The 26,568-nt window shown below is 37.8% G+C and carries 24 protein-coding genes; 11 read left to right on the plus strand and 13 right to left on the minus strand.

Annotated elements, in window-relative coordinates:
- Window positions 1–36: 36 nt before the first annotated feature.
- A complete protein-coding gene (locus HYG87_RS11040; protein WP_211533535.1) occupies window positions 37–3,432 on the minus strand; it encodes a DUF11 domain-containing protein in 3,396 nt (1,131 codons plus the stop codon).
- Between the two features lie 322 nt (window positions 3,433–3,754).
- Entirely contained in the window at window positions 3,755–5,329 is a 1,575-nt protein-coding gene (locus tag HYG87_RS01820; protein WP_211533536.1) for a PocR ligand-binding domain-containing protein, read from the minus strand.
- Between the two features lie 194 nt (window positions 5,330–5,523).
- On the opposite strand from HYG87_RS01820, the gene HYG87_RS01825 reads away from it, so the two are divergent.
- Genes HYG87_RS01825 through rfbC form a run of 4 tightly spaced genes read left to right on the plus strand, consistent with a single transcriptional unit; the run spans window position 5,524 to window position 8,476 of the window.
- Entirely contained in the window at window positions 5,524–6,150 is a 627-nt protein-coding gene (locus HYG87_RS01825) for a hypothetical protein (RefSeq protein WP_211533537.1), read from the plus strand.
- Between the two features lie 23 nt (window positions 6,151–6,173).
- Window positions 6,174–7,010: a dTDP-4-dehydrorhamnose reductase gene (rfbD, locus tag HYG87_RS01830; protein ID WP_211533538.1), complete on the plus strand. Its 837-nt coding sequence runs from the start codon at window positions 6,174–6,176 to the stop codon at window positions 7,008–7,010.
- A 31-nt stretch (window positions 7,011–7,041) separates the two neighbouring features.
- Window positions 7,042–7,920, plus strand: coding sequence for a glucose-1-phosphate thymidylyltransferase RfbA (gene rfbA / locus HYG87_RS01835; RefSeq protein WP_211534184.1), 879 nt, complete (start codon window positions 7,042–7,044; stop codon window positions 7,918–7,920).
- Complete coding sequence (rfbC, locus tag HYG87_RS01840; protein WP_211533539.1) at window positions 7,913–8,476, plus strand: dTDP-4-dehydrorhamnose 3,5-epimerase; 564 nt, start codon at window positions 7,913–7,915, stop codon at window positions 8,474–8,476. Before rfbA ends, rfbC begins: the two co-directional genes overlap by 8 nt.
- A 320-nt stretch (window positions 8,477–8,796) precedes the next feature.
- On the opposite strand, the gene HYG87_RS01845 is transcribed toward rfbC, so the two are convergent.
- Window positions 8,797–9,291 (minus strand): hypothetical protein, encoded by a 495-nt coding sequence (locus HYG87_RS01845; protein WP_211533540.1) that lies wholly within the window; start codon window positions 9,289–9,291, stop codon window positions 8,797–8,799.
- Window positions 9,292–9,293: 2 nt separating this feature from the next.
- Window positions 9,294–9,542, minus strand: a complete 249-nt coding sequence (locus HYG87_RS01850; protein ID WP_211533541.1) for a hypothetical protein — start codon at window positions 9,540–9,542, stop codon at window positions 9,294–9,296.
- Between the two features lie 572 nt (window positions 9,543–10,114).
- Between HYG87_RS01850 and HYG87_RS01855 the strand changes: the two genes are divergently transcribed.
- Window positions 10,115–10,723 (plus strand): hypothetical protein, encoded by a 609-nt coding sequence (locus HYG87_RS01855; RefSeq protein ID WP_211533542.1) that lies wholly within the window; start codon window positions 10,115–10,117, stop codon window positions 10,721–10,723.
- Between the two features lie 346 nt (window positions 10,724–11,069).
- Here HYG87_RS01855 and HYG87_RS01860 read toward each other — a convergent pair whose 3' ends face one another.
- From HYG87_RS01860 to vapB, 8 genes are all read right to left on the minus strand, one after another.
- Window positions 11,070–11,537 (minus strand): flavodoxin family protein, encoded by a 468-nt coding sequence (locus HYG87_RS01860; protein WP_211533543.1) that lies wholly within the window; start codon window positions 11,535–11,537, stop codon window positions 11,070–11,072.
- A 157-nt stretch (window positions 11,538–11,694) separates the two neighbouring features.
- On the minus strand, window positions 11,695–12,588 hold the full coding sequence (locus HYG87_RS01865; RefSeq protein WP_211533544.1) for a hypothetical protein: 894 nt from the start codon (window positions 12,586–12,588) through the stop codon (window positions 11,695–11,697).
- Between the two features lie 349 nt (window positions 12,589–12,937).
- Window positions 12,938–13,255: a hypothetical protein gene (locus HYG87_RS01870; protein ID WP_249164870.1), complete on the minus strand. Its 318-nt coding sequence runs from the start codon at window positions 13,253–13,255 to the stop codon at window positions 12,938–12,940.
- Between the two features lie 21 nt (window positions 13,256–13,276).
- The gene (locus HYG87_RS01875) at window positions 13,277–13,570 is read right to left on the minus strand and encodes a winged helix-turn-helix domain-containing protein (protein WP_211533546.1); all 294 of its coding nucleotides are present in this window, start codon (window positions 13,568–13,570) and stop codon (window positions 13,277–13,279) included.
- Between the two features lie 191 nt (window positions 13,571–13,761).
- Window positions 13,762–14,886: an alpha/beta hydrolase gene (locus tag HYG87_RS01880; RefSeq protein WP_211533547.1), complete on the minus strand. Its 1,125-nt coding sequence runs from the start codon at window positions 14,884–14,886 to the stop codon at window positions 13,762–13,764.
- Window positions 14,887–14,951: 65 nt separating this feature from the next.
- Window positions 14,952–16,307: an MFS transporter gene (locus HYG87_RS01885; protein WP_211533548.1), complete on the minus strand. Its 1,356-nt coding sequence runs from the start codon at window positions 16,305–16,307 to the stop codon at window positions 14,952–14,954.
- A gap of 199 nt (window positions 16,308–16,506) precedes the next feature.
- Entirely contained in the window at window positions 16,507–16,908 is a 402-nt protein-coding gene (locus HYG87_RS01890; protein ID WP_211533549.1) for a type II toxin-antitoxin system VapC family toxin, read from the minus strand.
- Complete coding sequence (gene vapB, locus HYG87_RS01895; RefSeq protein WP_211533550.1) at window positions 16,898–17,122, minus strand: type II toxin-antitoxin system VapB family antitoxin; 225 nt, start codon at window positions 17,120–17,122, stop codon at window positions 16,898–16,900. Before vapB ends, HYG87_RS01890 begins: the two co-directional genes overlap by 11 nt.
- 481 nt (window positions 17,123–17,603) lie before the next feature.
- Between vapB and HYG87_RS01900 the strand changes: the two genes are divergently transcribed.
- The gene (locus tag HYG87_RS01900) at window positions 17,604–19,079 is read left to right on the plus strand and encodes a GNAT family N-acetyltransferase (protein ID WP_211533551.1); all 1,476 of its coding nucleotides are present in this window, start codon (window positions 17,604–17,606) and stop codon (window positions 19,077–19,079) included.
- A gap of 12 nt (window positions 19,080–19,091) precedes the next feature.
- Window positions 19,092–20,375, plus strand: coding sequence for a M20 metallopeptidase family protein (locus HYG87_RS01905; protein WP_211533552.1), 1,284 nt, complete (start codon window positions 19,092–19,094; stop codon window positions 20,373–20,375).
- Window positions 20,376–20,511: 136 nt separating this feature from the next.
- Here HYG87_RS01905 and HYG87_RS01910 read toward each other — a convergent pair whose 3' ends face one another.
- On the minus strand, window positions 20,512–21,963 hold the full coding sequence (locus tag HYG87_RS01910; RefSeq protein ID WP_211533553.1) for an ATP-binding protein: 1,452 nt from the start codon (window positions 21,961–21,963) through the stop codon (window positions 20,512–20,514).
- Window positions 21,964–22,517: 554 nt separating this feature from the next.
- Between HYG87_RS01910 and rfbB the strand changes: the two genes are divergently transcribed.
- The 4 genes from rfbB to HYG87_RS01930 all read left to right on the plus strand — a co-directional run bounded on the left by rfbB (window position 22,518) and on the right by HYG87_RS01930 (window position 26,563).
- Window positions 22,518–23,525, plus strand: a complete 1,008-nt coding sequence (gene rfbB, locus HYG87_RS01915) for a dTDP-glucose 4,6-dehydratase (protein ID WP_211534185.1) — start codon at window positions 22,518–22,520, stop codon at window positions 23,523–23,525.
- A 351-nt stretch (window positions 23,526–23,876) separates the two neighbouring features.
- Entirely contained in the window at window positions 23,877–24,155 is a 279-nt protein-coding gene (locus HYG87_RS01920) for a PqqD family protein (protein ID WP_211533554.1), read from the plus strand.
- Window positions 24,156–24,193: 38 nt separating this feature from the next.
- Window positions 24,194–24,613 (plus strand): lasso peptide biosynthesis B2 protein, encoded by a 420-nt coding sequence (locus HYG87_RS01925; protein WP_211533555.1) that lies wholly within the window; start codon window positions 24,194–24,196, stop codon window positions 24,611–24,613.
- A gap of 57 nt (window positions 24,614–24,670) precedes the next feature.
- Window positions 24,671–26,563, plus strand: a complete 1,893-nt coding sequence (locus tag HYG87_RS01930; RefSeq protein WP_211533556.1) for a lasso peptide isopeptide bond-forming cyclase — start codon at window positions 24,671–24,673, stop codon at window positions 26,561–26,563.
- Window positions 26,564–26,568: the final 5 nt, after the last annotated feature.

Below are 26,568 nucleotides of genomic sequence, written 5' to 3' on the forward strand. Positions count from 1 at the left end.
GTACTTATAAAAAAAGAAAAAAAAGAAAAAAGGGGTTTATTTTTTTCTACTTATCATCCCACCAGCAATCATCACTAATGCCAACAATAGACCATAGAATGGTACTCCTGTAGTTTGCATAGGTACTCCTGGTTGTGGTTGTGGTTGTGGTTCTTCTGCAGCCTGGATAGTCACGGTCTGAATATTTTCATCAATATTCGGGTCGTAGGTGTCAGTGGTAAGTTGTGGTTGGAAGATAAAGTTACCAGCATGTAGAGCCTTAACCACCAGGTAGAGGTAAGGGTCACCTACCGGCACATCCCCCAGTATCCAGGTTATGGTTCTACTTAGAGGGTCATAGGTAAAGGTACCCTGATCCACTTCAGCAGATACATATTCCATACCGGCAGGTATAACCAGGGTGAAAACCACGTTTTCTGCAGTGTCTGGTCCCCGGTTACCTAACTTGAAGGTTATGGTAATTGGTTCTCCTACATAGGGATTGTTTTTACTGGCCCAGCTTTCAATATATAAATCGGATTGGGGCACTTTTAGTTGGGCGGTGGCATCAGCAGATAGGTAGTAGTCATCTCCATTGAAGATAGCTTCCAGAGTGTAGAAACCTCCCACCAGATTTATCAGGTAGGATAAGGTGGCCACACCATTACTATCAGTAAGAGCACTGCCCACATAGGCTCCAGCCACCCAGAAGTCAATACTTTTTCCCTCTAAGAGGTTCTGGTACTGGTCTTCTAAAGTAGCAGTTAAAAGGATGGTTTCTCCTGGATTACCGGTAACGTCGCTGGTAGTAAGGTTAGTGGATGCTTTATCCACGGTAAGGTCATTAAAACCAGTAGCCTGGTTATAACAATCATCACCGGCAAACTCAGCAGTTACCTGATAGGGACTGCCCGTAGGATTCAAAGTCACCGGAGTATAAGTCACAGTAGCAACACCATTACTATCAGTAACAGCACTACCCACATACACTCCATCAACCCAGAAACCAACCGTCTCCCCTACCAACAAATTACCAAACTCATCTTCCAAAGTAGCAATCAAATCCACACTACCCAAATAAGTAGCAGAAACAGCATCCACACTAAGAACTGTGTCTATTTTTTCCACTTCTATACTGGTAGTTTGGATCTGGTTATCCACCTGGGCTGATACATGGGCGGTTCCCACCGTGGTACCGGTGAAGGTAGATAGAGAAGTACCCATATATGTCTGGCTATTTTCCGGATCAATGTCTCCTAGAGTAGTGGAGAAACTAACTGGAATATGGTCAGGTATATGGCCTCCTGCTGGTTTTTGGTGAGGATTTACTCCGTCTATGGTGTTCCAGGTTAAATCCGCAGTTACCTGGGATGTTCCCTGGCAGGGTATGGTTTCAGGCTGGGCTATTATTTGTAACATGATCCAGGGGCTGTAATTTACACCAGCAGTTACTCTGCTGGCCGGACTGTTATTGGATCCCCACCAGTTGTTTTCTGCGTTTACAGTAACACCTGGTGCAGCAGCCACATCATAGACCCAGTTATATAATAAACGGTTGAAGTGCAGGCTGGAATCACTAGCACCATAGAATGCTCCTCCTAACCCATAGAAACCAGGAGTTCCAGCTGGTCCAATAGTTCCACTTCCGGTACCGGGTCCTGGTTGTCCAGGAGCACCTCCTGTACCGGCTGCTCCGGCCCAGTTTTCAATCAGGTTGTTGGTTAAGGTGTTCAGGTTTCCAGTAGCATGGTAGATTGCTCCACCTTTACCACCATTTCCTCCATTACCACCAGCACCTCCAGATCCATTGGAGTATGCTCCAGCGCTTGATCCGCCGTTTCCAGCTTCACCGCCTTCACCGCCTTTTCCGGCTTGGTTGTTACTCAGGTCACTGCCGATTAGATATCCCTCGTCACCGTGGTAGTAGATGGCTCCTCCAGAACCACCATTACCACCAGTGCCTCCGGCACCACCGGCGTAGGCCGCACCTCGGAAGGGGATGGTACTTTTCGCATTACCTCCCTGGCCACCTGCACCACCGGTGCCTCCTGTTCCAGCTTTATTTCTGGAAAGGGATGAAGTAGTAATTTGTAAGGTTCCGTTTCCGGTGTGGTAGATTGCTCCACCATTACCTCCCACACCACCAGTGCCGCCGACTCCGCCGGCACCACCAGCACCTGCTATGTTTCGGTCTCGTCCGTCACCAGCAGCACCACCGGTACCACCGGTACCGGCCTGGTTAGCAGTGATTTCGCTTTCTGACAGGATTAAATTACCCTGGTTGTAGATTGCTCCACCATTACCTCCTGGTCCACCTTGGTGTCCCTGGTATCCCGTAGGGTTTATCAGGTTTCCTGGGGCAGCAGAAGCTCCGGTTCCTCCATTTCCAGCATAATTATTGTTAATAGTTGAGCCCTGGATAGTGGAAAAACCAACATTATATATGGCTCCTCCAGAACCTCCAGTACCTCCAGTACCTCCAATAATTACATTCAAACCCCCAGTACCGGCATTTCCGGCATTATTCAGGTTGATTTGGCTTTCCTGGATATGCATGGTTCCAGTGGAGTAAATAGCACCACCGTGACCACCATTACCTCCGGTACCCATCATGACACCATTACCACCATTACCAGCCTGATTAGAGACTATCATGGATTGTTGAATGATTAAAGTACCGGTGGAGTAAATAGCACCGCCGTATCCTCCTCTAAAACCATCAGAGTGGAATGCAGCTACACCATTACTTCCGTGTCCTGCCCGGTTTTCATATAGCCGAGTGTTCTGGATGATCAGTGTCCCGGTAGAATAAATGGCACCACCTTGGCCTCCCACTCCTCCGTAGAGTAGTGATCCGCCATCACCAGCCTGGTTGTTTCTTAGGGTACACTGTTCCAGATGTAGATTTCCCTCATTGAGGATGGCCCCTCCGTTTTCCCCATCCGGGGAAAGTATGGTTCCATCCGGGGCGTGTCCATTCTGGAAGATGATGTTGGTAAAGTGTACTGTAACTCCTGGTAAGATATGTATGATTCGGCCATTACCACTACCATCAATAGTAGCAGTTCCTCCATTCATTACATTGAAGTAGAGGTCGTGGCCTATTACCAGTTTTTCATAGAAGGTGGCACCATCTTCGAGTAAGATGGTGTCCCCACTTAGAGAGTTATCCAGAGCATCCTGGATGGTGGTGGTGGAATATATTAGTACCCCTCCCCTCCATACCTGAGGATCAGGGAGGTAGTTGGATGTTTCGTTGTTATTAGATGAATAAGAAGAAGTATTATTGGTTATATTGTTTTCTACCTGGTCTGGTAACATGTCATTTTCTGGTGATTGCGCTGCAACTGCTCCCAGACTAAGTAGGCCTAAAATAAGGATGAAAGTAGTAAATATTATTGTTTTTTTCGTTTTTTCACCTCCTATGTTCTTATTTAATATTTCTACAGACAATATTCATATGTGGGCCTGAGGATATAAATTTATTTATTTTTTGGTGATATTGATGAAAAATAGGGGTTTATAAGGTTTTTTGCTCGTTAATTCCTCACTAAGGACTTATTTTTGGAAAAAAGTAATGGAGAAATAAGCAATCAAAACTCCTGGTGGTGAAGATTACTACCTAAATTGTCACCATCATTAAAAAAGTTTGTAGAGAAGTTTTTATTAGAAATAAAGAAGTTTATATGCATTTAATAAAAAAATTAGCTATTATTTTTTTAACCATTGAGCAGTATTAATTTAACTGGACCTTATCCACTAATCCAGGTATTATTTAATTAGATGGTGTTAATCGCTCCCTATATTCTAATTCACTAAATTCAATAATGAATTTTGATCCTTTCTTGTTATCCAGAGTTATAGATCCATCTAATTGCTGCGTTAGTTTATTAACCAGTTGGAGACCTAAAGTGGTTGTGTTTTTATAATCAAAATGCTCGGGAAAGCCTATCCCATTATCGGCCACTACCAGTTTAAATTTTTCCCCCACTTTTTTCAGGTTAATGCATAACTCTCCTTCCCTCTCCTCTGGAAAAGCGTATTTCAAGGAGTTGGATGCCAGTTCATTTATGATTAAGCCCAATGGTATGGCGGTATCTATATTGAAGGAGAAGTCATTTACCATGGTTTTGAGTTTCACCCTACCGGGGTGTATGGTGTAGGAATCATAGAGGTAGGATATGAGGTTGTGGAGGTAATCCTTGAATGATATTCGGGATAAGTCTGTGGATTCATATAATTTTTCATGTATAATGGCCATGGATTTAACCCGGTTCTGGCTATCTCTGATGAATTTAAGGGTTTTTTCATCATCCATCTCCATGGCCTGGAGATTCATCAAGCTGGAGATTATTTGCATGTTATTTTTCACCCGGTGATGGATCTCCTGGAGTAAGAGTTTTTTTTCCTGGAGTGATTTTTCCATTATTTGTTCAGCTAACTTACGGTCATGGATATCCAGGATAACCCCATGGTAGAGTAAATCTTCATCACAATGCACCGGAGTGGAAATAACCTGGAACCATTTTTCTCCGGAGGGAGTTATAAATCGTGCTTCATGGTTAAAGGGACGGGCATTAGATAAGCTCTCTTCAATAGAAATCAGAAATGATTCTCTATCTTCTGGATGTAGTTGCCTTACTATCTCCATTTGTATATCTTTATCCTGGTCAAAACCAAACATTTCATGGATTCTAGGTCCAATATACGATAAGTAGCGGTATCCATCCTTTTTAGCTGTTAATTCAAAAACAGCACCCGGGAGGTTATTTAAAATTGAGCGGAATTTATGCTCACTCTCCTGTAATTTGATGGATTTAATGGCCATTTCTCCTATAATCATGGCCAGTTTTTTTAAAAACATGACTCCCTTTTCCACGTATTCTTCGGTAAAAACAGGAACCTTATCCAGGGCCGCCAGGTACTCTTCTTGAGGGAAACCAAATTCCTGAGCCTGTTTTTTGAAAAATTCCCGGTCAGGTTTTTCTAAAAAGAACTGTCCGGTGAAGAGGTTGGCCACATGTTCATTCTGGATATATACTGGTAAAGCCATGTCTACCAGGCCATTAAGGCACTTATAGGATGAGTAACAACGTTCTTTTTCCATTTTTCCTGCCAGTACAGTATCACTTTCCAGGCAGCGTTTATAGGTTCGGGGGTTTTTGCGGTGGAATTTCAGACAGATGTCCTGCCAACCTGCCCCTACAATTTCCCTGTTACTGGTGGTGAAGATTTTGCCCTTACGATCGATTAAGGTGGAGGATATGGCAGTAATTTCATAAAAACTCTGCATCAAATCCTGGATGATATCCATATCCAGGTAATCATCAAGGGGTTTAGTAAGGGGCATGATTTTCTCCTTATAAAAAAGATTAATCATATATTATGTAATTTATGTTATTAAAATATTAAGATTGTGCAGGGTTTATATTTATTAGGATTAAAAACCAATGAATTTATTAGTAATAATTAAAAATAATGGAAATACTTCTAATTTATACTAACAAGTTCTTAAGTACCTTGCTTAACTAAAGGGGAACATTTATGAATAATAAAAAAATTGCTTTAATTCTTCTGGGAGCTATCATCATCATGGGAGCGGTGGGAGCCTACGGGGTACTCACCATGCAGGACTACATCTTTGAAAAGATACCCTATACTTATACCACTTACGTATCCTTACCACCGGATTCCCCCGAGGGAGGGTCTTTAGGCGGTTATCTGAATATTCATGGTCAGGGCAGTAATTTTAATTTTGATGTGGCTATACCGGGAGCAGCAAAGGCCTATGAAAACCGAAGTGATGAAGGTTTTTTAACCTATACTGAAGAGGGGTTAAATGGAACCGGTAAAATTGAATCAATTGATATAAGTCTTAGTACAATTTCTGGGCTAATTGGTGGAAATTTTAAGGAAGTGATGGTAAATACTCCCCTGAAAGGAACCCTTAATATGACCTGTGCTGGTTGGGTTGGTAATGCCAGTTTTATAAATGAAGGTGCAGGTTTAGAGGGAGTATTTGTTATAAATGGGGTGCATACTTACTGGGCCGGGAACTTCACCATGGAAATAGTAGATGGTAGAATAGCCTTACCTGCAGAATATATCTATCACCCCCAAGGGAACCCTGCTAAAACCACCACAGTAAATAAAACATTTTACCTTAGTTAAAAATTCTTTTGAGGAGTTTTATTATGAAAGTGATGATAATCGGATCAGAAGGTATGTTAGGACGTGACCTGGTGGAAACCTTAAAACCATTCCATGAACTGGAAACCACCACCATAAACACCCTGGATATCACCCGGCTGGATAACACCGTAGAAACCATTAAAGAATTAAAACCAGAAGTGGTAATCCATGCCGCGGCCTACACTGATGTGGATGGCAGTGAGTCAAAAAAGGATTTAGCCTACCAGGTAAATGCCCTGGGAAGCCGCAATGTGGCGGTGGGGTGTCTGGAAGCAGATGCTAGCATGGTTTATATCAGCACCGATTATGTTTTTGATGGAGCTAAAGGCACCTCCTACCAGGAATATGATAAAACTAATCCTTTGAGTGTCTATGGTAAAAGCAAACTCCATGGTGAGACCTTTATCCAGGATATTTTAAGTAAATTTTATATTGTACGGACTTCCTGGTTGTATGGAGAACACGGGCCTAACTTCCCCTCCACCATGCTCCAATTAGCCCGGGAAAATGATACTATTAGTGTGGTAAATGATCAATTTGGTTCTCCCACCTTTACGAAAGATTTAGCCCATGGTTTAAAATTATTAATAGAAAAACCAGCCTACGGCATCTACCACTTAACCAACAGTGATTACTGCTCCTGGTATGAATATGCCCGGGAAATATTTAAGATTAAAGGAGTGGAGGTGGAAGTAAAACCGGTGCCTACTTCCCAATTCCCCCGCCCTGCCCCTCGACCGGAGTATTCGGTGCTGGATAATTACCACTGGAAAATGGAGGGCTTTAAAGCCCTGCGCAGTTATAAAGATGCATTACAAGAATATCTATCCTTAATATGAGTGAATAATTTAAATAAAAGGAGCAGTTATGATGAAAGGAATAGTACTGGCCGGTGGCTCAGGCACCCGGCTCTACCCGGTAACCAAGGCCCTCTCGAAACAACTCTTACCTATCTATGATAAACCCATGATTTATTATCCCCTATCGGTTTTGATGCTGGCCGGTATCAGGGAGATACTAATTATCAGCACCCCCCGGGATCTGCCCCAGTATCAGGATCTTTTGGGTGATGGCAGTGATCTGGGAATAGATATATCCTATGCCGTGCAGGAAAACCCTAATGGTCTGGCCGAGGCCTTCATCATAGGAGAAGATTTTATTGGTGAAGACAACGTGGCCCTGGTTCTGGGCGATAACATCTTCTATGGGCACCGGTTTAGTGAGATACTAGAGCGGGCCCGATCCTTAAAAGAGGGAGCAGTAATATTTGGTTATTATGTGAAAAACCCCCAGGCCTTCGGTGTGGTGGAATTTGATAAAGAGGGTAAGGTGCTCTCATTAGAAGAAAAACCAGAACATCCTAAATCCAACTACGTGGTACCTGGACTTTATTTTTATGATAACCAGGTGGTTGAACTGGCAAAAAAAGTTAAACCATCAGATAGGGGCGAGTTAGAGATCACCTCCCTTAATGAAGCCTACCTTAAAAAAGGACAGTTAAAAGTGGAACTTTTAGGTCGGGGTATGGCCTGGCTGGATACCGGAACCCATATCGGCCTATTAGAAGCCACTAATTTTGTAGAAGCTGTTCAAAAACGACAGGGATTCTACATCGCCTGTTTGGAAGAGGTTGCCTATAACCAGGGCTGGATAAGTAAAGAAAAGATTCTGGAGTTGGCTGCTACTTTAAAAAAAACTGATTATGGTAACTACCTGGAAGATCTAATTAAAGGGGATGAATATGAGTAAGTTCCAGTTCCACCCTACCAAACTGGAAGGGGCCTATATCATCCAGCCCACCGTCTTTGGAGATAATCGGGGCTACTTTATGGAAACCTACCACCAGCAGGAATTCCAGAAAAATGGGGTGGATGCTGAATTCGTCCAGGATAACCAGTCCCTGTCTAAAAAAGGAGTGTTGCGGGGATTGCACTTCCAGTACAAACATCCCCAGGGAAAACTGGTCCGGGTCCTGCAGGGAGAAGTGTATGATGTGGCGGTGGATCTAAGGAAAGGTTCACCCTCTTATCTTAAATGGGAAGGAGTCTTACTAAGCGGAGATAATAAAAAACAGTTCTACATCCCCGAGGGTATGGCCCATGGTTTTTTGGTGTTATCAGATAGGGCAGAGTTCACCTACAAGTGCACTGATTTTTATGCTGGAGAAGATGAGGGAGGTATCAGGTGGGATGATCCAGATATCGGTATAAAATGGCCTCTGGATAAGGTGGAGGAAGTTTTATTATCGGATAAGGATAGAAACTGGGGTAGGGCCCGGGATACAGCTACTGGATTTAAATGGTGAAATAGTTTTTTAGCCTGAGTTTTAATAGATAAACCCGAGAATATACATAATTTTAAAGGCTATTAAGCCCGTAAAAAAAAGATCTATGGAATAAGATGTCTGGAAAGAAACGGGGAATGATAAAAAAATGAATTAATATTCAATCCCAACTTTTTCCCAGTTTTTTCGTATTCATCTCGATCCACAAATTAATCCATAACCTGAGTTATGGATAAATAGTAATATATTGTTTATTTGATTTAAAACTATTCATAAAATCCCTTATTTTTTAATTATATAATCAAAAAATAATTTTAAAAATGGGAAAAAAATAAATTAAATTAGAAATATTTTTTTTTAATTTTAAAACCGGTAAATCCTCCTAACAGGCTAAAAGGAGTGAGTAATACTAATCCCATCAAAAATCCAGCACCAGTTCCTATTATTATTCCAAAAAATAAGCCCATTAAAATACCTAAAATAGTTCCGTTTATAATAGCACTTAGAGTATAATCTCTAGAAAGAGAACCACTTACTAAACCACCACCAAATATGATAATGAAAAGTAAGGGGATTGCAAATTGTGGAAAATTATTAAATGTCAAAGTAAAAACGGCAGATATTAAGAAAATTAAGATTAAATTGAAAGCTCCGCCTAAAATAATTGCTTTAAATTTTATAGAGCAAAATAAATCCCTCTCATTCTCCAAAACTTCATCAATTTTAAATTCAGAATCCAAATCCCTCTCATTCTCCAAAACTTCATCAATTTTAAATTCAGAATCCAAATCCCTCTCATTCTCCAAAACTTCTTCTATTTTTTTAAAATCCATCATTACTACCCCTGATTGAGCTCTGAAGCTAAAAAATAAATCAAATCTTTTTCAGATAAGATAATATTTTTACCTTTATTTTTCATTGCCTGATTTTTTGCATTTATAAAAGCAAAAGGGTCTCTAAACCCGCCAAAAGGTTTAAATTTAGATCCACAATTAGGGCATAATTCAGCTTCTGCTGCAGGTTCCATGTTAGGGCATTTTTCATTAGGACATCTCCAAATGTTAATTGACCCCTTAATAGATTCCATAACAACATCCTCCTTTAATATAAAGTATGATTTTTAATCAGGTCAGGAAAAAAATTACTTGAGAATTGTACTCAAATAATTTCCTAGCCCAAATGTAGGAGATCCCCTCCAAAGAACTCCATAAAAGTCAATTATGGATTAGATATGACTAATAATTTTAAATCAGGTCAGGAAAAAAATCATTTTTGAGGCGGTACCCAAAATTCAATGGATCGATTAAAATTTCCTGACCCAATTACGGAAGAGATTATAGGAGCTCGCAAAACTCCCATAAAATTCAAATTTTTAGATAGGATGACCTAATCTAAAAAGTTAAAACCTGTAAAAAAAAAAGAAGCTTTTGGATTGTCAATCCTTAAAAAAATATTTTTATAGAAAATTTAAATAGAGAAGATTGTGGATCGTTTTCTTTTAAAAATTTTTAAAAAATATTTAAAATTTTTTCATTTTTTAATGGTTTTTGAGATGATACGCTGAATAACTATATGTACCCTATAGCATATAAATGAATCGATAAGCCTTCTAATGCTAAATAAAATATTAATAGGCTAAATCTATAATATTCGTTTAATATGCTAAGGTTTTACAAACAAAACACAAAAATACACCAAAATAAACAAAAAAACACAAACAAGAAAACCTTTCACAAACAAAACACAAAAATACACCAAAATAAACAAAAAAACACAAACAAGAAAACCTTTCACAAACAAAACACAAAAATACACCAAAATAAACAAAAAAACACAAACAAGAAAACCTTTCACAAACAAAACACAAAAATACACCAAAATAAACAAAAAAACACAAACAAGAAAACCTTTCACAAACAAAACACAAAAATACACCAAAATAAACAAAAAAACACAAACAAGAAAACCTTTCACAAACAAAACACAAAAATACACCAAAATAAACAAAAAAACACAAACAAGAAAACCTTTCACAAACAAAACACAAAAATACACCAAAATAAACAAAAAAACACAAACAAGAAAACCTTTCACAAACAAAACACAAAAATACACCAAAATAAACAAAAAAACACAAACAAGAAAACCTTTCACAAACAAAACACAAAAATACACCAAAATAAACAAAAAAACACAAACAAGAAAACCTTTCACAAACAAAACACAAAAATACACCAAAATAAACAATTTAGCAGAAGAATATACTAGATTTCAAATAATAACAGATTATTTTTTTAATTTTACCATCATAAACTCATATAATACTCCCTTTTTTAAAACTAATTATTAAATCGATCTTTTCAAATAAATCTGCGCCCTGAATTAGAAGAGTACATTTACCTTACGGGATATTAACCCCAGCCTCTGTCTGGCTCCTTAGGTAAAATTATCCTTTTCCTTAAAAACAAATTATCAGTTTATCCGAAATCAAATAATCCTTAATATCCGGGTAAAATCCAGTATGATATAAAAAGTCTCATTTTGAAGATTTTTAGCTAATTCATCCTTTAATTATATTTATTATGTTTTCTTTTTAAAAATAAAACCCCATTATTCATATTTTAAGGTTTTTTGCAAACTCCCGGGCATCACTCAAGTCCTGAGAATCAGGCCGGCCCTTATTCATTCCTCCAAATAATTTAAGGAAGCTATTGGTGTTAAAACCTTTACACTGGAATTCATCCACAATAATATAACCTTTGGATTCTAATTTTTCTCTAAGTTTAGAGTGATCTTTGCTGGCTTTTGATTTACCAGTTATTCCTGCTGTGGAAAAGAGAAATGCTTTTTTATTATTTGCTTCTGGTAGTTTACTGGCTAGTTTCAGTAGAGATTCATCATGCTGGGCACTGTATATTCCAGAACCAAAACCCACCAGATCATAGTTACTAAGTTCTTCAGGCTCAATTTCTGGGGGCCATTTAATTTCAGCATTAAGTACCGGAGCCATAGCCTCTGCAATTTTTTCTGTGTTGTGGTGGTGATATGAATACAATACTATTAATGATTTATTTTCTTCCATTTTTTTAGACCTTCTTTTTTTTTTAAATAATTTCTATTCCCCTTTTTTATGGCCTTTTTACACCTAAGGGTGTAAATCTAAGCCCTTTCTTATGGTGGTCCTTATCCGGTTAGTAAGTACCACTTTTCCCCTAATTAAAAAAAAAATCTAGAAATATTTATTCTAGATTTAATTTAACAGAACCTATCTTAGGGGCCAGGTAGTTGTATGCTTTGGCGGCTATGGCCGTGGCAATGAAATACCATATGAAATTAGTTATAAATTCCCCATAATTTTGATTTAGAATACCTGAAATTAGTCCTAATAAGGCATATAATATGGCCACCGCCAGTGCAGTGGGCATAACCGGTATATGGGTTAGTTCATACAGGGTTCCAGTTAATTGTGAGAAATTTAATTTAATTTTTGCCACCCTGATAACCAGGTAATTGTAGATTAATGCCAATAAGGCATTCCAGATAAATCCAAATACAAATGCCATTATGGGCAGTCCTATTACCAGGAGTAAGGTCACCAGTATACCCACAGATCCCACCAGTGAACCATTTATGGCCGTTCCCGTAGAATTACTTAGCTCTGCTGTTATTTCTGCAGGTATAGGTAGGGAACTTATAAGTGAGAAAAAGGGGCTTAAAAATGCGGCCATTAACAGTCCAATGATAAAGGCCCATATAGCCCCTATGGCAGATGTTATCAGGGAAAAGGCAACTACCGGTATTTTTTGTAGATCTTCACCTTCTAATTCTAACTTTATTCCACCCAGCCGGGGTACTAGCAGGTTGTAGAGTGTGGCTGAGATAAAACTTACCGCTACAGTAACTATAAATGAAACCACAGGAAGGATTACTATTAAGGGTATTCCCACTCCGGTTATCCAGTTAAAATTGGCCAGTTGAGGCGCCATTTGAGCAGTAATCCCGGAAGCCTGCACAGCTATAATGATTACCAGCATAATTAATGCACTAACTAATCCCAGGATGGCGTATATGGTAGCAGACATCCGGGTAAAAGGAGTCAATTTAATTTTTTTTATTTCTTTAGTATCAATCATATTATTTTAACCTCCCCTAAATTATGGAAAATTAAGGGTTTATTTTAGTCCATAACTTTCATTTTTCAAATACCAGTTATCAACTACTTAAATCTTGTTTAAACCCTTAAAAGTAATTATTCCAAATTTTACTCTAATTATTAGCCGATTTACCTCCAAATTCACTCCAAAACTATTAGGGATCAGGAGGTAATTTTTTAAAAAAATAAAATCTAATTCCAGGTAAAAGCCTCAGGATATGTATTAAAGTTATTAATATGCCTGCAAAAAGGTTTTAAAAGGATAAAAAGAGTTTTAAAATGAAAAAAAAGATAAAAGAAACTTTAAAAAAGAGTAAAAAAATCAGGGATTACTCCCGGGTTATCATTAAAAGTAGTGCTAAGGCCGTAAATTCCAGGCCTAAGAATATTAAAAGAAGGACCGCATTTACAATGGTTTCCGGTACATTGAATAAGAAATAAGCCGAAAATAAAACGTTTTGAATTAAAAAAAGTGAGGTGAATAAGACCAGGGTGGTGGTGAATTTGGACTTAACTTTCTGGTATCTTTCCAGGTATACATAGAGCATGCCTAGTAAAAGGCAGATATTGGCCACACTGGTTATTAAAGCAGAATATTTAACCAGGATTATTAAATTATCAGTCAGTCCCCATAGATTTATTTCCATTATCATCATCTTTACCTTCTATTATTTATCCTCATTTTCCTTAAATTCTTTCCATATGTCCAGGAAGGTATCATAAACATTTTCCATCTCATCAGATAAGAAATATAATGCACCATATGTTTCTCCAGTAGATTTAACCAGATTATTTTCTTTTAGTACATCTATATGGTGTCTTATAGTTTTATAGTCAAGTGCGAGTTTCTTGGCAAGTTTATTAGCATTATATGGCCTATTATGAAGTTCCAGTATTATTTTAGCCCTATTTTCTCCCCCTTTACTGCCAGTTATTAACCACCACAGGAACACTTTATTCATGGGAACTCAACTTTACTATGATTTTAAAAAAAGTATTATAAGCTAATTATACTTATTTTTCCAGTTTACTCTATTTATAAATATATATCCAAATCTCACATCTTAGTTTAAGAATATCTCAACCCTAAAATATCCTGGGTAAAAAAATATTTTTTTTATAAAGTGTCCTCATCCGGGTTATGAAAAAAATGTTATTTAAGCCATTCCAGCATAGTGTCCAGTGCTAATTTAGTGTTTCCAACTTGACAATGATTTTGAGCCTGATCTTCTGTAGTAAAAACTCTATCACTAAGAGATCTGGCATTAACTAATACATCTACCTGTTTTTTATGCATTTTAAAACCTATGAAATGATCTTCTCTTCCAGATAACAATAATACATCCTGGTTAATATTTTCCGGGTGCATATTTTCTTCATTCATCCTAAAAGCAATCTCCATGGCATCTAAGGGCATCTTTTTATCGGTGATGTACATTAGATTGCTGGTGGTCCATGCTTGCCTATCCCCTTTTTTAAGGTTTTTTAGAGCCATTTTGTTGGAAAAATTGGGGAAGTATTTAGTAAAGAAAATCAGCATTTTTTGGGCTAAAATATTGGCGGTTTTCATATAATCCAGGGCATGTCCCTGGGCAATAACTCTCTTGATTCTAGGTTCAAAGGCAGCTCCTCTAAGAGCAAACCATCCTCCCATGGATATTCCGATCAAAGTTACCTCATCTAAGGTGAAATAATCTAAAATTGCTGAGGTGGGTTTTTCCCATTCAATATCCAGAGGTATTCCACATTTTTTACGAACCAATCCCTGTCCCGGGCCTTCAAAACCTATTACTTCATATCCCTGACGGGAAAAATACCACATCCAGGAATAAAATTCCTCCATATAGGAATCGAAACCACCGTGCAGAACTATGGTACCTTTACTCATTACCCCAGGTGATGATTTTATAACCGGTAAAAATCCATCCAGGTAAGGTACTTTAAATCTCTCCAATTCCTTTTGGAATATATTATAAAAAAGGTCCCTGAACTTATCATAGAGCACTTCTTTATCTGGATCCGGGGGGAATGTGTAAAATTCAGCGGCCCGGTAATAAAAAGCGGCATTAATCAGTCTATCTTCTTGGAGGGCTTTTTGGGCCAGTTTTATCATTGTATTTTTCCAATCCTGGAAATTATTTATTTTTAAACCGGCATATTCCATATCTTCTTTTCTAGCATAGCCCCAGGAATACCAGCGATTTAGTTGATAATTGAATAATTGGTCCGGGTGGAACTTATGGTATCCTACCGGGAAATTGAATGGTGTTTTTTCCATTAATACCTGCTCCCCTTAAGCCGTTTTTATAAAATCTACTCTATTGGTTAATGTTATTATTTTTTTTAATCCTTAAATAAGGAGGTGAAAATACCCAGACCACTTAAAAGCGCTATGGCCCCCAGGGAGATTCGAATACTTTCAATTAACTCCGGATAATTAGCTGGTACGATCTGGGCTTGTCCCATAATAGCAGAAATCACCAGGCTTACTATACCTAATCCAAATATCTGTCCCAGGGATCGGCTGTTACTTAAGGTGGCACTGGCCACCCCAAAATACTTTTTATCCACTGAGGAGAGAACCACCTTGGTATTAGAGGCATAGAATAAACCTATACCTCCACCAAAAATAATAAGTGAAATTGTTCCCAGATAGTGGGCATTGTGGAAATTAATAAGAGTCATTAGAGCTACACCAATGGTGGTTATCACCATCCCGGCAGTGGATACATTTTCTGGTGCGATTTTATCGGCTAATTTTCCAGCAAAAGGAGACACCAGAACCATCATTATGGCTTGAATAGAAACAACCAAACCTGCTATTAGAGGATGATAACCTTTTAAGTACTGTAAATAGAGACTCAGAATGAATCCTACCGATACAAAGGCTCCATAATTTAAAAATCCGGTGATGTTTCCAAAGGTGAAACTTTTACTTTTAAATAAGTCTAAATTAAGGAGAGGATAAGTAACTCTTTTCTGGATTAGATAAAACAGGGAAAGGGTAATTATTCCCCCGATTATAATAAACAGGCTGGACGGGTAAGATATATTGGTAAATCCATAAATTATACTTATTAATGATATTCCCAGGAGTACTGATCCTAAAATATCTAATTTTTCTCCAGGGGCAACTATCCAATCATATTTAAAGCGTTTGATAGCATAGATGGCTGCTATTAATCCTATCAGAGTATCCACGTAGAATAAGGCCCTCCATCCCAAAATTTCTATTGTAGCCCCTCCCAGTATAGGCCCCAATATTAACCCCACAAAAACACCCATGGAGGTTAAACCAAATGCTTTTCCTCTTTCATTTTCTGGAAATACTGAGGATATCAAAGCATTTAAATTAGCAAATATCATGGCATTCCCGGTAGCTTGAAAAATGCGGATAATAAAGAACATTTCTCCAGAAGTGGAAAAAGCAGATAAAAGTGAGCTTATAGTAAAAATGATTAATCCATATTGAAAGATACGTTTTTGTCCATAGATATCCCCCATCCTCCCCAGGGGGATGTAGAGTATGGCATTAACCAGTAAATAAACCAGAGATATCTCAGATAAAAATAAAGCCGATAAATGAAATTCATTACCCAGCTCAGGTAAGGCCAGATTAATGGATGATCTAACAAAGGGGGTGAGGAAGGATACTAAAATTCCCACCAGCAGCATGTCCTTTTTAAGATTACTGTCCATGGTTAAATCACCGGAATGATAAAAAAATCTAATATTTTATTAGGGGGCGTGTTTACCTCAAGGATAATATTTAATCCTTTTTGCTTTTGTTATGATTAGGTTAAATAAGTATATGATTAGAATTTTTACCGGAGATGGTTTTATATGGATATTTTTACCCAGAAGATAGGTAGTAATCATTTTTTTATTCTAAAAAAACCTACAAGAGCTCAACTTCCTGACTGGTTTTAGCTAGCCTTTTATCCAGAGTTAAAAGGGGCACATTAATTTTTTGGGAAGCAGCCAAAAATAAGGCATCATAAATAGTTACATTTTTATTTAAGGCAATGGAGAAAGAATCTTCTATTAGTTCCTCTGTTCTTATAACCTGGCAGGCAGTTTTTATAAATTCCACACTATTTTTTAATGCTTCATAGATTATCTCCGGATCATCCTGGAAGATTTTAATCCTTTTCCAGGCCACATTGGATACTTCAGCCATAGCTAGATCCAGGGTAATAAGTTCACTACTACTTACTATTTGTTCGGCTTTAGAGGAGGATTTTTCCTGGAAGAATACAGCAGCTATAATGCTGGAGTCCAGAACGTATTTATCTGGCACTCCGATCCTCTCTTATGAGTTTTGCTGATTCAATAGTCTTCATTTCATTTCTCAGCTTTTTTGCTTCTTTTAGAAGTTTATGTTTACATTTTTTCTGGATTAAATCCATGGCCAATTTTCTAATTTCTTCCTGCCAGTTAATATCATCCATTTCTTCCATCATGTCCCTATACTCTTTAGGTATACGAATACTGTAAACAGATTTTGTAGACATAACATATTATATACAAAATTAAATATAAAAGTTTTTCGCTTAATGAGGGCGTATATTTGATAGATAACCCTAATATCTAATCAAATGGTTTAGTAACAAAGCTACAACATGTCAATGTAAATATAAATGATTACTCTAATTTTAGAGTAAAGGGATAAAAAGGGTTGCTCTAATTTTATGAGTAAAACTATAAATATGGTTACAAATTTTTAGATTAAAACCCCAGTTAAGTTACTAATTTTTAGTAGTAAAAGCCATAAGAAGAAATTTATACATTTCTCCTAATCCAATTCTCCCTATCCCCCACGTTTTTTACCAGGCATTCTCTAGAATAGATTACCATCCCCTGGATTAACAGAAATTTTCTTATACATAATAACATCATATATTATACCTGGAGTTTTTAAGAACCAGAAGTAAGTAGACTGGCTCTTTGGATTTATGAGGATTATTATTTACGTTTTTTAATAAGAAAGGGGTGATGAATATTCCGGCCCAGGATGAAGATGTGCTCTTATACCTGGATGTTAAGGCCCAGGAGAAATTTTTACCCGCCGTGCTTAAAGTGGTAAAGGATATCAGTCTTCTTTGTGGATTTGATAAGAAGACTGCCCAAGGGATAGTGTTAGCCACCGAGGAAGCCTGCAGTAATGTGATTGAACACGCCTATGGTCCTGATGAAGAGGGCCGCTACCAGGTGGAGATTAAAAGAAAACCCGGTAAAATGGTGGTTAAGGTAAAAGACCAGGGCATACCCTTTAATCTGGGACTTTTAAAAGAGGATGAACTGCAGCAAATAGGCTTCCGCCTTATGAAAGCCTACAGTGATGATGTTAAAAGTAAATACCGGGGTAAAAATGGTAAAGAAGTTAAACTCATCAAATACGTCCCGGTAGAAGCTGTGGATAAAACCGGGCTAAATCATACCGGTGAGGAAGTGGCACCACTAACTGAAGAGGTAACCCTGAGGATAATGAAACCCTCTGATGCAGTAAATCTGGCCCGGTGCATCTACCGGGTTTATGGTTACACCTATCCCCATGAAGCAGTCTATTATCCAGAATTATTTGCAAATCTGGTTGAATCGGGAATGGTTACTTCTTGCGTGGCCGTAAATCCATCGGGAGAGGTGGTGGGTCATCTGGGAGTTTTTATTGATGAAGTAGGAGATCTGGTGGGTGAGTCTGCCCTGGCAGTGGTGGATCCCCGTTACCGGGGCCGGGGTCTTTTTCCCCGGATGAAAAAGATGATGATGAGTGAAATAAAACGCCGGGGATTTAAAGGCCTCTACAGTCGGGCTGTCACCGTCCATGAGGCCTCCCAAAGAGCCAATGTAAAGATGGGTGCAGCTGAAACCGGATTCATATTAGCCCATTCACCCCCCACCGCCATATTCAAAAAGATGACCACCAAAAAGGACCACTTAAGACGGACGGTGGCCCTCTTCTATATCGGGGTGGCCCCAGATGAGATCCAGGAAGTGTACCTGCCCCCGCAACATGAGAAGATTTTAAAAAGAATCTATAAACATGCCGGTTTAAAGCGAATTTACCAGAAATCTGACCAGGTAGGTAAGGTTTATCCTGATTCTTTAATCCATATCCATGTATTATCCGAAACCTCCAGTGCCTTTTTAAGGGTGGAGCGGTACGGAGAATCATTTTTAAAAGAGCTGGCCTTAAAGGTGCAGGATCTATGCCAGCATAAAATAGAACTAATTGTCCTGGATTTACCCTTAAACGATCCGGTAACCAGCTGGATGTGTGCTGAAATAGAGAAGATGGGCTTTTTCTTCTCCGGCCTTATGCCAGAATATCTACAGGGAGATGCCCTGCGATTGGAGTACCTTAATAACGTACCCTTCCATCCCGATACGGTGGATGTGTATTCTGATTTTGGTAAAGAGTTATTCCGATACGTGGTGGGGGAGTGGCAGGCCCATCAGAAATTCATTTAGCCCTTCAAATTTATGAAAAAATTATCCTGGGAGGTTATTAACATCACCCCTTTAAAAAATGAAATAGAATCATTAACCCAGTCTTTTGCCTCTAAACAAATCGAAATCTTCCGCTGGCTGCACCAGCACCCGGAACTGGCCTATGAAGAAAGAGAAACCGGTAAGTTCATCCAGGAATATCTGGAAACCTTACCGGGAGTGGAGGTATCCTATCCGGTGGCTAAAACCGGATTAAAAGCAGTTTTATCTGGTGGAAAATCCGGGATTAGTGTGGGTCTGCGGGCGGATATGGATGCCCTGCCGGTAAAAGAAGAAACCGGATTACCCTATGCATCGATAGTTAAAGCAGATTATAATGGTTATGAAACCGATGTATCCCATGTATGTGGCCATGATTCCAATATGGCCATTGCCCTGGGCACCGCCACGGTCCTCAGCCAGTTAAGGGATAAAATAAAGGGTAAGGTGGTTTTCCTTTTCCAGCCCGCAGAAGAAGGGGCACCTACCGGGGTTGATGGCGGGGCCCTGCAGATGATAAAAGAGGGCGTACTGGATGATCCTCCGGTTAAGGCCGTGGTGGGTTTACATGCTAATAACACCTGCTATCCCGGTCAGGTGATGGTCCGGGAAGGGGCCACCCATGCCAGCCAGGACAGTATATTCATCCGGATTATTGGAGAACAGGCCCATGGCTCACAGCCCTGGAGTGGTAAAGACCCCATTGTAGCTGGTGCATCATTAATTAATTCACTGCAGACCTTGATTAGCCGGGAAGTGGATTTGCAAAAGGGTGCCGCGGTTATAACCGTGGGTTACTTCTGGGGCGGGGTTAAGGTGAATATCATACCAGAAGGGGCGGATATGGGGCTAACTGTCAGATCACTGGATATGGACAACCGGGACATAATGATAAAAAGGATTAAGGAATTGGCCCAGCAAAAGGCAGATATGCACGGCTGCCAGGCGGAAGTGGTGTATGGCCAGCACTACCCCTTGAATATTAATAATGAAGCCCTGTACCAGGAGTTGTTACCTACCCTGGAAAGGGTGGCCCGGGCGGAAAATGTGCTCTACTATCTATCCTCCACCAAGTCTGAGGATTTTTCCCATTTTTCCCAGAAATTACCCTCCCTGTACATGTATTATGGTGTAGCACCACAAGATAAACCATTATCCCAATCCAAACCCAACCATCACCCGGAGTTTCAGGTGGATGAGGCTGCTTTAGAGTTTGCCACTCGGTTGGAGTGTAATATGCTTCTGGATTTACTGGAGAATCCTGAAAAAATCCCCTAGATAAAAAAAAATTGTAATTATTTAAGCTGACCCCCTAATTCAGCCTTAATTACTAGAATAGCTTACTGATTTCAGGTTATTTGTTAAAAGGATATATAATATCTTTTAGGGGATTATAATAAAGTTAATGGAGATTTTAGATAAAAGAAAAGGTGCTTATGGGAATTAAAATTATTTTATCCTCTTTTCTTATTTTGCTGGTTCTATTGGATATTAGAATTCCATAATTAGATTTATATTTACGAGTGGCTTTAGTTATTTGGCTTTTGTCCTTTTTTCCCACACCTACTTCCACCGGTATCAGGCCTTCATGTGTACTTTGTAGTAAAAAATCTACACCATTTTTTCCAGGATCATAAAATATTCCAGAAGGAATATAAGAGGTTTCTTTTAGCCGGAAGAAATAGGATGCCACCATATTTTCAGCTAAAACTCCTAAGAGTTTCCTGTCCCAGGGATCATATTTACCTAATTTGAATCTCATTGCGGCATTAATGCTGGGAGATAAGAAATAATATTTCCATGGTTTTCTTACCATTTTTCCAGCAGTACCATAGGGCTTTACACTGAAAACCAGGTGAGTTTTTTCCAGTATGCTCAGTATTTCTCTAATTAATTTTGGTGATTTTTCTAATAAATTTCCCAGTTTTGCATCAGAGGTTCCCCCTGGATCCTGTAGAGCTAAAAAAGTGATGATTCGAGATATAGTATTCCTTGTTTTTATATTAAAAGAATGTAGAGAAAATACATCTTTTTCTATCACCCGGTTTATCATGGTGAATATTCGTTCATAGAACTCTTCTTTTTCCATATTCAATCCGAAAGGGAAATCCCTACCCCATAAAAAATTTTCCCATTCTTTTTCAAGAGGCCGGCCTAATTTTATCAGGTTTTTTTTCATTTCAATTTCTTGTTGGGAGGCATATGCTAGTGAACTTTCATCCCCTTTAAAAATCAAATCTCTTAAACTTTCAGATAAATCAGGTGAAAGATGGATTTTATTTTTTAATAAATTATATTCTGAGAAATTCAGGGGAAATACCGGTTCTTTTTTTATTCTTCGGGCCGCATCCACATTCATCTCCAAGCTCAGAGCCGAGGAACCAGTAAATATAATAAATATTTTTTTACTTTTATCATAGACTATCTTACCTGACTGTGACCATTTATTATCATAATGAGCCTCATCCACTAGAATAAATAATTCCTGGTCCAGATTTACCAGGGAGGTATTATGAACATCTTCTATGAAAACATCTATGGCTTCTAATAGCCCGGTACCTAAATAGGCGCTTAATTCATCCATGGAAATATAAAGAATCCTGTCTGATTTTATGCCTTTTTTTTGTATTAGATAGTTGTATATCTGGAATAAGATTGTTGTTTTACCAATCCCCCTCAAACCAGGCATAATAACAAATCTATTTTCAGTATACCCCTCTAAAAATTCATTTACATGTTTTTCAATCTGAAAATAGGTTGTTCTGTGGTCCAGGAGAATATCATCTAGCTTAATATTATCCTGTGATAACTTTTTAGCCTCAGACAATTTGGCAAATACATAACGGGACAATTCTTCAGAATTCATGGTATTTTCGCCTTTAGTATAATTTATATTTCCCCACTTATATATTTTAATATACAAGCACTTATAAAGAATTATATATTTTAATATACAAGCACTTATAAAGAATTATATATTTTAATATACAATTACTTATAAAGAGTTATATATTTTAATATCTAAACAGTTATATATGGTATGATGTGGCCATTTATATAATTAATTAGATAAGCACTTTTTAATGCCCTTGATAATGATTCCAATAATTTTATTTTTTAAAAAGAAGTAATAATTTTACATATTTTTTCTAAATAAACAAGCTTTTAGTTTTATTTAATCTTAAAACACCTTATAAAGTAGTGTATACTAAATATAATCAACTTTAAATTAAAGTCCAGATAAAATTAGTTAATAATAAAAGATTAATCTTATAAAACTAAAAAAAAAGTAAACTAATTAAAAATGGGAAAATTTAAACTTTTTTATAAAATATTCCTGAAGGAGTAATTACTCTAATTACTATCAAAATGGCTATAAAAAAAATAATGGAAAATAAAGAGCAAGTTAGGAGTAAAGTGATTATGCGCGTACTAATTACCGGAGGGGCAGGTTTTATTGGCAGTAACTTCATCCACTACTTTCTGGATAAGCACCCGGACTATGAAGTAATAAACCTGGATGCCCTCACCTACTGCGGTAACCTGGAAAATTTAATAAAAGTGGAGGATAACCCCCACTACACCTTTATAAAAGGGGATATAAATGATAAAAAACTCCTGGAAAAGGTCATGCCTGGGGTGGATTACGTGGTGCATTTTGCAGCCGAATCCCATGTGGACCGCAGTATCGAGGACCCGGGAATATTCATCCACTCCAATATCCAGGGCACCCAGGTACTCTTAGAAGCAGCCTTAAAAGCAAAGGTTAAATGTTTTTTACAGGTATCCACCGATGAAGTCTATGGATCTTTAGGTAAAACCGGTTACTTCACTGAAAAGACTCCCTTAGCACCGAATAGTCCCTATTCAGCCAGTAAGGCCGGGGCGGATTTAATGGTAAGGGCCTACCATGAGACCTTTGGTTTGCCGGTTAATATCACCCGCTGCTCGAATAACTACGGACCCTACCAGTTCCCGGAAAAACTAATACCCCTCATGATTACCAATGCCCTGGAGGATAAAAAATTGCCAGTTTATGGGGATGGCTTGAATATCCGGGACTGGTTGCATGTCCAGGATCACTGCCAGGCCCTGGACACAGTTCTCCATGAAGCTCCCGCAGGGGAAGTATACAATATCGGTGGTAACAATGAGAAGACCAACCTGGAAATAGTTAAAAAGATTTTAGATTATCTGGATAAGGATGAGTCTTTAATTGAGTTTGTTAAGGATCGTTTAGGGCATGATCGACGTTATGCCATTGATGCTACCAAAATTAAGGACGATTTAGGTTGGGAGCCTTCTTATACATTTTCTAAGGGTATAAAAGAGACTATTGACTGGTATTTAGAGAATAGGGATTGGTGGGGTAAGATTAAAAGTGGGGAGTACCTGGAGTATTATGCTAAGATGTATGGTGTAAGGTAGAGGTGAATGGCAGTCTGTAGATTCTTAGAACAGTTAATCTACCAAATCCAGGTTCATCCTAGAGATTATATATTAGAAAAAAGTTATAATATTAACACTGGTGAGTAAGTCCTTCTGAAAGGATGATGTCCACGTATGTGGAATGGGAGCGAGTAGGAAAGGGTTCACCACTTTTTACTTATTTTAATGGTCTTTATAATTTTTTTTTAGCATCTCATAAATTGGAAGCTATATTTTTAATTTCAGGTGATCTTTAATCTATAAAATGAATATTATAGTCCAGTTTAATTGAAAACCTGAAAAAGCTTATACTTCACCACCACCAACTAATTGATTAAGGAGAATAAGTTCATGATGGATGATACAACCCTGGTTTCTATTAGTAAACAGGCCGTACACTGTGACCTGGAAGAGGAAGTGGTGATTCTGGGCCTGGATGATGGAGTATATTATGGCTTAAACCCGGTGGCGGCCTTTATCTGGAACACTATCCAGACACCTCACACCGTGGGAGAGTTAAAAGAAAAGATACTGGCTGAATACGATGTCACCGAAGACATCTGCCAGGTGGATCTTTTAGAGATACTGCAAAAACTATTGGATAATAAGTTAATTGAAATAAAAGAATGATTAATTTTTGAGTTTGGGTAGAAATACTAACGTTTTTTATGTTGATTTTAAACTTCTATAAACTAAAAAAGCCCTGTAAAGTGCTGGTAGTACAGGCCCTGGTGTTGCAGTGGTTTATAAGGATCATACTATGGGTTTTACCCTTTTCTTTTATAAAAAAAAGGTTTATAAAAGGGGAAGTACCCACCAGAAAAAGGTCTAAAGTTCCCTTAAAAAGTGTGATGTGGGGAGTTAGAGTAACTAGCAGGTACATCGTTTCCTCCACCTGTTTAACCCGGGGCTTAACCGGGCATATAATGGCCAGGTGGTATCATTATCCTACCACTTTACGGATAGGTGTGGGTAAATTTGAAGGGGAATTTGAAGCTCATGCCTGGTTGGAATATGAGGGGGAAGTGGTTTTAGGTATGGCCCAAAAGGAATATGTGGAGTTATTGAATCTGGGCCAAGGATATTGAATAAATAATTTATACAAATGAATACATTTTTTATATAATTTTTTATGAGTTAAAACCATGAGTGCCATTACGGGAATATTTTATAGAAAGGGAAAAAAAGTGGATCCCCATCTCATCCAAAAGATGAATGATAAACTATCACACCGGGGGCCAGACGGATCCCACACCTGGGTAGAAGATAATGTGGGCCTGGGCCACCAGATGCTCCACACCACCCCGGAATCACTCCATGAGAAGTTACCCTTTATAGAAGAGGACCTGATTATAACTGCTGATGCCCGGATAGATAACCGGGAGGAATTAGCTAAAAAGCTGGATATTGCGGATGTGGAAACCGTTAGTGATAGTTACTTCATCTTAAAGGCTTACGGGAGGTGGGGGGAGGATTGTCCAGATAAGTTACTGGGGGATTTTGCCTTTGCCATCTGGGATAGGAAAAAAGAGATTCTTTTTTGTGCCCGGGATCATATGGGGGTTAAGCCCTTTTATTATTATGTGGATGAGGAGATGTTTGTATTTGGGACGGAGATTAAGGCGTTGTTTGAGGTTGGGGGGGTTCCCCGGGAAAAGGATGAAAAAAGAATTGCCCTGGCCTTAATGGTTAATGATTTTCAGGAAAAAGAGAGGACATTTTATAAAGATATTAAATCATTTAAAGCAGCTCATTATATGGCCATAACTAAAGATTCCAGCAAATTCAAAAGATACTGGAAACTGGATCCTGATTTAGAAATCAGAATGGATTCTGATGAAGAGTATATGCAAGAATTTCTTAAAATTTTTACAGAAGCGGTTAATTGTCGTTTAAGGAGTCCGAATAAAAAAATAGGGGTTATGTTGAGTGGAGGATTAGATTCATCCTCTGTTACCTGTACAGCACAAAAAATAATTGAAGATAGTGATCTGGAAAAAGAAATTCATAGTTTTTCTTTTATTTTTGATGATTTTCCAGAATCTGATGAGAGATATTATATAAATAAAGTACTTGAGGGTACCAATATACAGGCTAATTTTGTTAAATGTGATAACATTAGTCCCTTAGAGAATATTGATAAAGTGTTAGATTATCAAGATCAACCCACAACTTCTTTCCAAATAGGATTAGTACATGAATTAAATGCTTTGCTTAAAAGTAAGGGATTAAATATCATATTAACCGGTGAAGGTGGAGATCAAGTCGTATCTCACTCCCATAATTACATTGAAGAATTGATTGTGAGTTTTAAATGGATCAAAGCGTATCATACATTAAATAATATTTCAAAAGTGCGAAAAGTAAATAAATACAGATTATTAAAAAATAAGCTAATTCACATAATCCAGTTTTATGTAATGAAAATTCCAACATTGTATCATATCTTAAAAAAGCCATTTCCACTTAAAGATTTTATTAATAAACCATTTTTAGAAAGAATGGGGATTAAAGAAGCAATTTTTTTTAAATCAAAAAAAATGAATAATATAACTTGTAAATCTGAGCAATATTATTTAACTCAAAAAGTAGCTCATCAAAACAACTTTGAAGTAATTGATCAATATAATTCAATTTTCCAAATAGAAAACAGACACCCTTTTTATGATAAAAGAGTTATTGAATACTGTTACGGATTACCTATCGAACAAAAAATCAGGTCAGGATATAACAGATACATACTAAGAACGATTATGAATGGTTTTTTACCTGAAGAAATTAGATGTAGAGTTTCAAAAGCTAATATTGGATTGGCAAGTATTAAAAATTTATTATCTGAAAAAGAGATCATGAATAAAATTGTTACTGATGAACAAAATATTATCAAAGAATATGTAAATTTAGAAAGTGTAAAAGATTTATATTCATATAATCTGCTAGAAAAGATATCTATTTTTAAAATTTTTGCCTGGCGAATCATTTTGATTTACTTATGGTTAGAAAAAGTAAATTTTAAAACTAATAATAAGTTATATTAATTAAA

Origin of the sequence: Methanobacterium alkalithermotolerans (assembly GCF_018141185.1) — an archaeon.
Taxonomy (GTDB): Archaea; Methanobacteriota; Methanobacteria; order Methanobacteriales; family Methanobacteriaceae; genus Methanobacterium_F; species Methanobacterium_F alkalithermotolerans.